The sequence below is a fragment of the Nocardia fusca NBRC 14340 genome, assembly GCF_001618425.1.
Taxonomy (GTDB): Bacteria; Actinomycetota; Actinomycetes; order Mycobacteriales; family Mycobacteriaceae; genus Nocardia; species Nocardia fusca.
The window spans coordinates 147,831-158,827 of the sequence record NZ_BDCU01000041.1; the positions used below are offsets into that span (position 1 = coordinate 147,831).

Here is a 10,997-nt window from a genome sequence, read left to right on the forward strand (position 1 = left end):
CGTCCTCGCTCCGACTCCGCTACCGCCCACGTTTGACCTCGTTGAACGGCACGTCCCGGTCGGCGGCGTACTCCCGCGGCATCCCGAGCACGCGTTCGCTGATCACATTGCGCGCGATCTCGGTGCTGCCGCCCGCCAGGCTCCAGGCGGCGCGGAACAGGAAGTCGGTGCCGATGCGCGCGGTGTCGACCGGGTCGCCGGGGGCGTGTGTCGCGGCGGCCGCCCCCGCGACCTTCACCGCCAGATCGGTTTGCAGCCAGGAGTTCTCGGCACTGAACAGGCGCGTGATGGAGCCGGCGGCCGGCGGCAGCTCCCCGGCGAGCACACTGCGGGTGATGTGGTCGATGAGCTGATCGCGCACCACCTGCATGGCCCGCGCCTCGCCGATATCCTCGCGGACCCGGATATCGTCGAGCTGACCGCTATCGCGGGCGATATCCAGGATCGGGGACTCTTCACCGCCGATATGCGGCCGGGCGCCACTGAGATAGGGCGAGGTCCCGCCGATGGCCGAACGCTCGTGGTACAGCAACCGGGACGCGGCCTCCCAGCCGTCGTCGACCCGGCCGATCACGGCCTCGTCGCCGAGCGCCACATCGTCGAAGAACTCCTGGCAGAACTCGGTGGATCCGGTGACCTGTTTGATCCGCTGCACGGTCACTCCCTCGGCCCCGATGGGCACCAGGAACATGGTGAGCCCGCGATGTTTGGGCACCTCCCAGTTGGTGCGGGCCAAACACAACCCGTAGTCCGCCGCGTAGGCGCCCGAACTCCAGATCTTGGAGCCGTTGAGGATCCAGCGGTCACCGTCCCGTTCGGCCCGGGTGGTGAGCCCGGCCAGATCCGACCCACCGCGCGGCTCGGACAGCAACTGCACCAGCACTTCGTCCCCGCGCAGCACGGCGGTCAGATGTTCCCGCTTCTGCTCCTCGGTACCCAGATCGAGCAGGGTGGCCGCGCAGATGGCCAGGGTCGGCACGTTCAGGATCACCGGCATCTCGTAGGCGTAGGACTCCTTGGTGAACGCCCGCTGATGCGCGGGCGTCAGGCCGAGGCCGCCGTACTCCTTCGGAAAGCAGATGCCCGCGAAACCGCCGTCGTGGAGCATTCGCTGCAGTTCCCGTGCCCGGTCCCACTCCTCTTTGCTGTCGGGCGGTCCCTGGTCCGGCAGCGCGGGGGGAAGGTTGGCGCGCAACCAGTTCCGGGCGCGTTCGCGGAACTCGGCTACGGGTTCGAGTTCGGTGGTCATAGCGGTACTGCCTTCCGGAGAGTTCCGCGGCGCTACGCGGCGGTGAGGAGGAGGTCGGTGATCCGGCGGCGATGCTCCTCGGGAGTGCCGTAGAGCGCACGGCCCAGTCCGATCCGCCGCAGATACAGATGCAGATCGTGTTCCCAGGTGACCCCGATGCCGCCGTGCAACTGCACACAGTCCTGACCGATCACCGGGGCTTTCGCGCCCACATAGGATTTCGCGACGCTCACCGCTTCCGCGGCGGACTCCGGATCGTCGTCACAGGCCGCCGCGGCCGCGGCGGCGGTCGCCCGGCACGCCTCGTACCAGGTCTTGTTGTCGGCCATCCGATGTTTGAGCGCCTGGTACGAGGCCAGCGGGCGGCCGAAGGTGAAGCGGTCGGTGAGCCAGACCAGGGTCGCCTCCATCGCCTTGCCGGTGGCGCCCACCGTCTCCGCCGCCGTCAGTACCGCGGCGGTATGCAATTGGGCGCGGACGGCGGCGGCCGCGGCGGCTCCGGTGTGCACCACGGACTCCGCGGGCACCGCGACTTCGGCGAATTCGATCCGGGCGGTGCGGCGGACCAGGTCCAGAGTCCAGGTCGGGGTGACGGTGACCCCCGGTGCGTCGGTGGGCACCAGCAGTTGTACCGGCCCGTCCGCGCTCTGTGCGGTCACCAGCAGGATATCGGCGCGGTCCCCGGCTTCGACGCGGTCCTTCACCCCGGTCAGCCGGTAGCCGGCGCCGTCGCGGACGGCGCGGGCCCATTCCCCGTCGGGGGGCGCTTCGCGATCGGCGAGCGCGTCGACGATATCGAGACCACGTCCGGGTTCGTAGACGGCCCAGGAGGCGATCGAGGTACCCGCCGCGATTCCCGTGACCGTATCGGCGAGAGCCGCGCGCGCGGTCGCCAGTCCGGCGAGGACCGCGTTGGTGGTGACGAACGGCCCCGGCGCGCAGGCTCGGCCGAGTTCGGTTGCGATCAAGGCCAATTCGGTCATCGGGCGCCCGGATACGCTGCCGCCGCCGTACTCCTCCGCGACCAGCATGGCGGTCCAGCCCAGTTCGGCGGCCGAGCGCCACCACCGATCGTCGAATCCGGTCCCGGCCTCGCCGAGCGCGCGTACCGTCGGCACCGGGACGGTCTCGGCCAGGAATTCCCGGGCTGTCTGCTGGAACAGCCGCTGGTCAGCGGTGAGATCAAGGGTCATGTTCGCCGGTCCTCCGGTTGACGCACGGCACACCGTGTGGAAATCTCATATTCACAGATGAGAGTTATATTCTCAAATGCGGAAGTCAACCGGCGGAGCTGCTCGTGGTGGTGGGTGCCGGCCGAGCGAAGGGAACCCGTCACGTGAAAAACTTCGAGGATCTGGACTTCTTCCTCGGGCAGGAGCTGGTCGCCGATCCCTACCCGTACTTCGACGCCCTGCGCGAACGGTGCCCGGTGACCCGCGAGAAGCACCACAACGTCATGATGGTGACCGGCTACGACGAGGCACTGGAGGTCCTCAACGACGCCGAGCGGTTCTCCTCCTGCATTTCGGTGACCGGGCCCTTCCCCGGTTTTCCCGTCCCCATCGACGAGAACTCCGACGCCGACGCCCTGATCGCCGAACACCGCGATTCACTGCCGTTCAGCGATCAGCTCCCGGCCCTGGACCCGCCGACCCATACCGCGCACCGCGGGCTGCTCATGCGGCTGATCACCCCCAAACGCCTCAAGGAGAACGAAGAGGCGATGTGGGATCTGGCCGACAAGGTGCTCGACGGGTACCTGGCGCCCGGAAAAGGGGAACTCATCCGGAATTTCGCGGGCCCCTTCACCCTCTACGTGATCGCGGACCTGCTCGGTGTGCCGCCGGAAGACCAGGAGGAGTTCCTCAACGCGTTGCAGCGCGATCCGCACCGCACCGGCACGGTCGGCAGCACCAGCTCCGATCACGCCATGGAGCACAACCCGATCGAATTCCTCTACGAGAAGTTCTCCACCTACATCGAGGACCGCCGCACGAATCCGCGCGGCGATGTGCTGACCAGTCTCGCGGAGGCCACCTTCCCCGACGGTAGCCGGCCAAAGGTGATCGACGTGGTCCGGGTCGCCGCCAACCTCTTCTCGGCCGGTCAGGAAACCACGGTGCGATTGCTGTCCTCAGGGCTGAAACTGATCGCCGAGGACCCGGAACTGCAGGCCTGGCTGCGCGGCGACCCCGAACGCATCAACAACTTCATCGAGGAGATGCTGCGGATGGAGAGCCCGGTGAAGGGCGATTTCCGGCTGGCGAAGACCACGACCACGGTCGGCGGTGTGGAGGTCCCGGCGGGTACGGTCCTCATGCTCGCCAACGGCGGCGCCAACCGCGACCCGCGGCGCTTCGAGAACCCGAGCGTTTTCGACGCCAAGCGGCCCAACGCCCGCTCCCACATCGCTTTCGGCCGCGGTATCCACACCTGCCCCGGCGCCCCGCTGGCCCGCACCGAGGCGAAGGTGGCGTTCAAACGCCTGCTCGAGCGCACCACCGATATCCGGATCGACGAGAGCGCCCACGGCCCGGCCGACGCGCGCAGATACCAGTATCTGCCCACCTTCATCCTGCGCGGGATCACCGCACTGCACCTGGAATTCGACCGGACGGAAGGGTAGGCCAGATGAAGGTCATCGTCGACGAGGACTCCTGCAAGGGGCACGGTATCTGCACCACCCTGTGCTCGGAAGTGTTCACGCTCAACGACTACGGCTACGCCGAGGCGGTCTCCGAGGACATCCCCGAAGAGCTGCACGAGGCGGTGCTGACCGCCAAGGACGCCTGCCCCGAGTGGGCGATCAAGATCGTCGACGAGACGGAGGGCCGGCCACCGGGCGCGACTTAGTCGGTATCGGAGGTCGCGCCCGGTCCGGCGGGCTGCGCGTTCCCAGTTGCGGATTGCGGCGTCTCCACGCGCCAGTACACGATCGAGCGCGGAGTCCTTCACCGGTCTCGTCACTCGCGCCGGCAGGCCGCCTTCGCCGACCAGCTGTCCGAGAATAGTGCTGCCGGTTTGGACGATGCCGAGCTCGCGCATCGTGGTCGAAGGTTTGGTGTCGATCACCGCGGGGGCCATTCCTTCCCAGTGATGGCGAGACGGAAGCGGAAACGGCCCCATTTGTCCTCGCGCTTCGGTCACCCCGATCTGAACCGGGCGAGCAGGGTGAAGTCGCGCGGTAGGGGGATCGGCCGCATAATGCCCCGCTAATGAGTTGCAGAGAAGACGACCGGCAACGCGGTCAACGCCCGGTGAAACGGGCCCGACCGCCACGCCAGTTCATGAGGTGGCACCGCGAGCCGCATCTCGGGGAGTGCGTCGATCAGCTGATCGACCGCGTCCTGAGCGATCAGGTAGCTCACCGACTTGGCGGGGCAGGCGTGCGGCCCGGCGCTCCACGCCAGATGTGATCGGTTACCGGTGCGGTCCCCACCACGGATCGCGGGATCGTTATTGCACCCGGCGAGGCTGATGAGCACCAGTTGATGGGCAGGTAACCAGGTGTTGTCGAGAAGAATCGGCTGCAGAGGATAGGTTGCGCAGACGTTCGCCAACGGCGGATCGTTGAACAGCACCTCGTCGATCGCATCACGGGTCGACAAGCTTCCCCCGAGCACATGCCCGCCGAACCGGCTATCGGTCAGCATCAGCAGCAGGGTGTTGGCGATCAGATTCTGCTGCGGTTCCAGGCCCGCGCCGTAGAAACTGATCAACTGAGCGAGCAACTCCTCATCGGTGAGGTCGTCCGGATGATGGGCAAGCCACGACGTGACATCGTTCGCGGGCTCCGCGCGCCGGATCGCGATCAGCTCTGCGAGAGCATCGCTCAATGTGCGCATACCGTCGTCGGCAGCGACGGTATCGAAGAGTGCGGCAGTACCGGCCGCTACCCGCTGCCCCAATTCCGCCGAGCACCCCACCATCTGGTTGAGGACCTGGAAGACGAGCGGAAACGCATACTGAGATACGAGATCGGCAGTACCGGCCGCAGCGATGGCTTCGATCAGCGGGACAGCGATTTCCTCCACCATGGAATGCAGCCCGTGCAGGTCGATCCCTTCGATGCTCGCGGTAAACGTCCGCCGATATCGAACATGGGCCGCACCGCTGTTGTGCAGCGCATCCGGACGCCATTCCAGCATCGGGCGGATGGGAGAGTCGGCGGGAATGCGCTGCTGCCAGCTCCGTGGATCGGAAGGAAAATGGTCGGGGTCATTGAGGATTTGCAGCGCCGTGTGGTAGCCGAGCACCAAGGTTGCCGGTACAGAGGGTGCCAGCTCCATCGGGGCCAGCGAACCGTACCGCTTGCGCAGATCTCGGTACCCGCTGTGCGGGTCGGCGGCGAACTTCCGGCTGCGCAAACAGACCTGAGGCGTGTCGGTGTTGGTAGGGGATCCTTGCTGGACGGGGTGAGAAGCGCGCGCGGTGTCCGGCGACGCCGATACCGGAGGCTGTCTGGTGGCCATCGTCGTTGTGTCTCCCGAGTGAAAGGTATGCCGTTGTAACGCGCATCACCGTAGACGGCACGCCTGGGCGAGTCCTACAGTCTGAGGCGACACATTCGGTATCACATCCGACACGAATACCTCTCTACTCGAACAAAATTCGCAACGCCGTCGGCTCACACCGGTACGAATGGTCGCGGGCTTATCTTTCTCCGATCGCTCGGCTGTGCGTCTGCGAGATGATCACGCAAACCACGGTCGACCCGCCTCCCGAAGAACGGGCGCTGGTCGAAAGACATGGTGGTGCCATGACCCAGGCGCGGCACGGGACGAATTTGCGCGTCTGGCTTCGCCTCGGCCGAATGAGTGGGGTCCTGGTCCGGCCGGACGGCATCGTACAACGCAGCGGAGCGCTGTCCGACCTGTGCGCGGCGGTACCTCACTTCGAACCGAGCATCCGACGCAAACACTGAGATTCTGAACTTATCTCGAAGTCGAAACCTCACGACAAGCCTATGTGACCGATATGCAGGTCACATGGCGGCATCGGCTACGCGACGGCATCTCTCAAAGGTCCGCCCGGACCGAGCCGACGGACTCGGATCACTGCCACAAGCGAGGGGGCGGCGGTGAGTGGTCCGAGATTCAGGTCACGGTAGCGGTGGGGGTCGACCTGAAGCCGGGCAACGGGATCGCGAAGCCGCTCCACCAGATCCGCGACCCGTCGCTCGAGAACCCAGCGGTAGGCGGGCAGATAGATCCGCCGCCGGGCGACTTGATAGGACAGCAACCGCTCGCCGTGCAACCCCGCACGATGGCCTCGAACCGGACCGTACCGACGCACGGTCCGCTTCAGCCCTTCATCGTGGCGCTGTCGAGCTTCGACGGATCCACATCACAGCCCTGGAATACCTCGAGCGCCTGCCATATTCCCTCGACCGACTGATCGGTTACCTCGCCGGAGTACGGAACCGGGATACCGCCGTGCGGAAAGAACGGACTCAGGCGCTCCCACGGTTGCGGGGCCCGGGAAAACGTTCCACAGACGATCGCGTTGGGAGAACAGGCCTTCCACTCGCCGGAAGTTCTCGAGGCGTCGCTCATTCATGAACTTGCGCATACCTGGCTGGGCATGATCTGCGAGATTTCGATCACCGACGATGGGAGCGGTGAATGGAACTTCACGTTGCCGTCGGGAACAGCGCATAAGTCGGTACGTTCTGTTCTCTTCGCGGCACATTTCGCCATATCCTGTGGACGCTATTTCGGAACAGATGGCCGTCTGGTCCAGTCGACATTGACCTACGGCGATTACGCTCGCGACTGTGTGGGCCTGTGCCGAAACGATCCCACGCCAACCCTGATGGGTCGGTATGTCTGGGAGGAACTGAACGAATACGTCGAAGCCGCCGCGATGGGCGGATAACGACGGTGGGCGCTGCACGGTAGTATTCGAGCTCTACAGTTTCGGAAGCGGCCGATATTTCCAACTCCCGGCTCCGAAGGAGTCAGGGTATGGGCGGTTCCGTCGGGCGGGCGGCTTGGCAGGATCTGATCGATCGCATGGTCGAACAGAAGCGGCGGCTGGTCGAGTTCGCGGACTACGAGCCGGAAAAGGAACGCTACAAATCTCATCGGCGCAACCCGCTGGGGCATGTCCTTCGCGATAATCACTTGCGCACCCTCCCACCTCTGACAACCGAAGGGATGCTCGACATGTTCAACTACAGCTATCTCTGGATCAGTCCCACCGGCCCCGAAACCCCCGAGCAGATAACGGACGAGTTCCTCGACACCGCTATCGCCGGGATGCGGACACACGCCGAATAGATGGAACTCGGTGAGAAGGCTGCCCTCGTCCGCCCCCGCATGGCGGAACTCGAACGCAACGGCTGGGCCCACGAGCTCGGCGAACCTGTCCGAGCCGAGGGCTTGCCGCCCGCGCTCGCGGACCTGTACCGGCACTTCAACGGCCTGAGCACCCGCATAGGCCTCATCGATGTCCGTGCGGCCGAAGACGTCCTGGCCGAACTCTCCGGGAAAGGGACGGGGGACCTCCATGAGCCCACCCCGAACCTGCTGCAGTTCGGCAATGTCTGCGCCAGCTTCGTACTGTGCGCCGACCTCGACTCCGGCGCGGTGCACCTGCTCGACGCCGACGCGTATATCGACGCCGTCGAGCAGGGCGAGACGCTCCCGGCCGACCCCATCGCGCCGAACCCTGTCGCCTTCGCCGACACGTTCCTTTTCGGCCCGCGCTACCGGGAGCTCATCGACCTCGCCGGCGGCTACCCAACGCCTGAGGACGAGGAAGAGGACGAATGGCGCCTCCTCATCGAAGAACTCGGCTTCATCTGAACAGCTACCGGACGCCTCGGCTCGCCAGCCGCTCCCGCAGGTCCAGCAAATACGGCGGGACTCCCAGGATGTCACGGATTTCCTCGAGGTCGCGCATTCGTCCTCCATCATTTTCGATCCGCCGCATCCCGGTCCATGTCGAGCGCCCACCACACAGCCTGCAACCAAACGAAATCGAATTCGGTGTTCTGCCGATCGGTGGTGAAGCCGTGCGCGCACGGCACCCCACGTAAGACACCCTCTCAGACCGTGAGCAGGACCTTGGTGGCGCGACGCTCGTCCATCGCGCGGTAGCCGTCCGCGGCCTGCTCCAACGGCAGGGTCAGATCGAAGACCTCTCCCGGGTCGATATCACCGCGGACGATGAGGTCGATCAGCTCGGGCAGGAAACGGCGCACCGGGGCCGGGCCGCCGTGCAGGTGGACGGTGGAGAAGAACAGCCGCATACCGTCGAGTTCGACACCGTGGGCCACCCCGACGTAGCCGACATGGCCACCGGGACGGGCAGCGCGAATCGCCTGCATCATCGATTCCTGGGTGCCGACCGCCTCGATCACCGAATGCGCGCCGAGCCCGCCGGTGAGTTCCTTGATCCGGGCCACCCCGGCCTTGCCACGTTCTTCGACGATCTCGTCGGCGCCGAACTCGAGGGCCAGCGCCTGACGGTCGGCGTGGCGGCTCATGGCGATCACCCGGTCGGCGCCGAGTTGTTTCGCGGCCAGGACGCCGTGCAGACCCACCGCGCCGTCGCCGACGACCACCACCGTCTTCCCGGGGCCCGCCTCGGCGGCGACGGCGGCGAACCAGCCGGTTCCCAGTACATCGGACGCCGCGAGCAGACTCGGATACAGCGCCGGATCCGGAGATCCCGGAACGGCGACCAGCGTTCCGTCGGCGAGCGGGATACGGGCACGTTCGGCCTGGGTGCCGATCGAGCCCATCGGGACGTTGTGCACGCAGCGGCTCTGGTATCCGGCCCGGCAGATCTCGCAGGTGTTGTCGGAGGCGAAGAACGACCCGACCACGAAATCGCCGACCGCGATACCGGCCACCTCCGGGCCGATCTCCTCCACGACGCCGATGTATTCGTGCCCCATCGGGGCCGGGCCCTCGACCGGTTCCACGCCGCGGTAGGGCCACAGGTCCGACCCGCAGATACAGGTGGCGGCGATGCGAATGACCGCGTCGGTGGGCTCGACGATCTCGGGGTCGGGCCGGTCCTCGACCCGGATGTCGCCGGGGGCGTACATGATGACTCCACGCATGTTCACCGTCTCCTGTTGTTTTCGCTCAGGTTTCGAATTTTCCGGAGCACGTCGCAGATATTCCGATACGCGGGATAGTGCGGCCGGGAGAGAAATTCGCGTCAGGCAAGCACCTCGACAACTTTTTCGGCGAGTGGCCCGGAGGAAGCCGGATTCTGGCCGGTGAACAGATTCCGGTCGACGACGGTGTACGGCTTCCAGATTTCGCCGCGTGTGAAATTTACACCGAGCTTCACCAGTTCGTCCTCGGCCGTCCACAACGCTTTCGCACGCAACCCGACCGCGTCTTCTTCGTCATTGGTGTACGCGGTCAGGCGGTACCCGGCGAAGGGCGATACACCGTGGCGTCTGGTCGCCAGGATCGCCACCGGTGCATGGCAGACGATGGCCAGCGGCTTGCCCGAGGCGAGGGCCGCGGTCAGCAGCCTGCCGGAGTCCGCGTCCCGCCACAGATCCTCCATGGGTCCGTGGCCACCGGGGTAGTAGACCGCGTCGTAGTCGGACAGGCGGGCGTGTGCCAGTTCGATCGGCCGGCGTAACTCTTCGGCCGAGCGCAGGGCCTCTTCCAGATCCCGGGCGATCTCTTCGCTGCCGGCCATCGAGGGCCGCAGACTCATCACGTCGACATGGGGCACCACCCCGCCGGGGGTGGCCACCACAACTCGATGACCGGCCCCGGTCAGTGCGCGATAGGGAGCGGCGAACTCTTCGGCCCAATACCCGGTGGGGTGGCGGGTGCCGTCGTCGAGTGTCCAATAACTCGCCCCGGTCACCACGAAAAGAATATCGGCCATAACAGCTTACTCCCCGATCGGTTGTAGAGCTGTGAGCGGGTGAAGTAGATTTCACGCAACCCGAATTCGCATCCACTATAAGGCGGCCCCGCGGGGACGGGCAACAGCCCCGATGCTCCCCCGCGCGGCAGCATAGGCGTGATGAATGGATCATCGATGAATGTGAGTGCAATTCGCACGAGAATCGACGGATGCCGATGCGGCCCGCTCTTCGCCCGAGGTCATTGTCCCGGGAGCCGCCGCACGCTTCTCGACCAGGCCGGCACGCCGGAGTCGGCGCGCGGCGGCCGGTACCTCCCGCGCCGACTCGTGATCACCGATGTATCGGCGCCCCGTCCGCCGCGGTGCCCGCTTCGCCGCGAACGCCGCGGGGCCTTCTTGCGTGTCCGCGCTGTGATAGGCCCGCGCCGAGGCGTGCCGGGCGGCCCGCAGCGCGCCGGGCCGACCTGAACGAGCGCCACATCGCAGCCGAGTTCGCCGAATTCGATCATGGCGGCGACCCGGCTCACAGGGCACGGCACGATCTCGAGCTCGCGGTTCCTGGTGAGACTGCGCAGCGCACCGATAGCGCCCATACTCGACAGCGCGAGAGAACGGCCGCTCGGCAGGTAAACTACTGAAATTTCGCCGCATCCACGCGACCGTATAGCCCGTCGAGCCGACGGTTCTCTCGCCAGGGGAACGTTCGTTCCCTGTTCACCGAACGAGATCCGTGCCTTGCCGATGGTTGGGCCGCGAGATTGTGCAGACATCACAACGCGCAGCCGAAAGTATGGTCTGACAGGCCGTTTCCCGCCCCCGGGCGGCTCGTTAACATCATGCACCGGAGCTGTTGGAAGCGACGGGGCAGGTGGTCCGTGACGTTCTCCGCGGCCCCATC

Annotated in this window: 12 protein-coding genes; 6 read left to right on the forward strand and 6 right to left on the reverse strand. The window is 66.0% G+C overall.

What is annotated here, in order from left to right; genetic code table 11:
- Nucleotides 1-19: 19 nt before the first annotated feature.
- A complete protein-coding gene (locus NF4_RS26660) occupies nt 20-1,249 on the reverse strand; it encodes an acyl-CoA dehydrogenase family protein (RefSeq protein ID WP_063130126.1) in 1,230 nt (409 codons plus the stop codon).
- Nucleotides 1,250-1,281: 32 nt separating this feature from the next.
- On the reverse strand, nt 1,282-2,442 hold the full coding sequence (locus tag NF4_RS26665) for an acyl-CoA dehydrogenase family protein (RefSeq protein WP_063130127.1): 1,161 nt from the start codon (nt 2,440-2,442) through the stop codon (nt 1,282-1,284).
- Between the two features lie 143 nt (nt 2,443-2,585).
- Here NF4_RS26665 and NF4_RS26670 point away from each other — a divergent pair, with 143 nt between their 5' ends.
- Both NF4_RS26670 and NF4_RS26675 read left to right on the forward strand, forming a co-directional pair.
- A complete protein-coding gene (locus NF4_RS26670; RefSeq protein ID WP_063130175.1) occupies nt 2,586-3,875 on the forward strand; it encodes a cytochrome P450 in 1,290 nt (429 codons plus the stop codon).
- Between the two features lie 5 nt (nt 3,876-3,880).
- The gene (locus NF4_RS26675; protein WP_063130128.1) at nt 3,881-4,102 is read left to right on the forward strand and encodes a ferredoxin; all 222 of its coding nucleotides are present in this window, start codon (nt 3,881-3,883) and stop codon (nt 4,100-4,102) included.
- Between the two features lie 359 nt (nt 4,103-4,461).
- On the opposite strand, the gene NF4_RS26680 is transcribed toward NF4_RS26675, so the two are convergent.
- Complete coding sequence (locus NF4_RS26680; RefSeq protein WP_063130129.1) at nt 4,462-5,721, reverse strand: cytochrome P450 family protein; 1,260 nt, start codon at nt 5,719-5,721, stop codon at nt 4,462-4,464.
- A gap of 496 nt (nt 5,722-6,217) precedes the next feature.
- Between NF4_RS26680 and NF4_RS38095 the strand changes: the two genes are divergently transcribed.
- Nucleotides 6,218-6,646, forward strand: coding sequence for a hypothetical protein (locus NF4_RS38095; RefSeq protein ID WP_063130131.1), 429 nt, complete (start codon nt 6,218-6,220; stop codon nt 6,644-6,646).
- Here the strand turns inward: NF4_RS38095 and NF4_RS40305 are convergent.
- The gene (locus NF4_RS40305; RefSeq protein ID WP_439956774.1) at nt 6,553-6,804 is read right to left on the reverse strand and encodes a DUF6939 family protein; all 252 of its coding nucleotides are present in this window, start codon (nt 6,802-6,804) and stop codon (nt 6,553-6,555) included. The genes NF4_RS38095 and NF4_RS40305 overlap by 94 nt on opposite strands.
- Between NF4_RS40305 and NF4_RS26695 the strand changes: the two genes are divergently transcribed.
- The 3 genes from NF4_RS26695 (at nt 6,755) to NF4_RS26705 (ending at nt 8,058) form a co-directional block, all read left to right on the forward strand.
- Nucleotides 6,755-7,126, forward strand: a complete 372-nt coding sequence (locus NF4_RS26695) for a hypothetical protein (protein WP_063130132.1) — start codon at nt 6,755-6,757, stop codon at nt 7,124-7,126. The two genes, NF4_RS40305 and NF4_RS26695, sit on opposite strands and share 50 nt — an antisense overlap.
- Before the next feature lie 89 nt (nt 7,127-7,215).
- On the forward strand, nt 7,216-7,530 hold the full coding sequence (locus NF4_RS26700; RefSeq protein ID WP_063130133.1) for a TetR-type transcription factor C-terminal domain-containing protein: 315 nt from the start codon (nt 7,216-7,218) through the stop codon (nt 7,528-7,530).
- Nucleotides 7,531-8,058 (forward strand): hypothetical protein, encoded by a 528-nt coding sequence (locus NF4_RS26705; RefSeq protein WP_063130134.1) that lies wholly within the window; start codon nt 7,531-7,533, stop codon nt 8,056-8,058.
- A 242-nt stretch (nt 8,059-8,300) separates the two neighbouring features.
- Here NF4_RS26705 and NF4_RS26710 read toward each other — a convergent pair whose 3' ends face one another.
- The gene (locus tag NF4_RS26710; RefSeq protein ID WP_063130135.1) at nt 8,301-9,323 is read right to left on the reverse strand and encodes a zinc-dependent alcohol dehydrogenase family protein; all 1,023 of its coding nucleotides are present in this window, start codon (nt 9,321-9,323) and stop codon (nt 8,301-8,303) included.
- A 101-nt stretch (nt 9,324-9,424) separates the two neighbouring features.
- The gene (locus tag NF4_RS26715; RefSeq protein WP_063130136.1) at nt 9,425-10,117 is read right to left on the reverse strand and encodes a type 1 glutamine amidotransferase domain-containing protein; all 693 of its coding nucleotides are present in this window, start codon (nt 10,115-10,117) and stop codon (nt 9,425-9,427) included.
- Between the last annotated feature and the right edge of the window lie 880 nt (nt 10,118-10,997).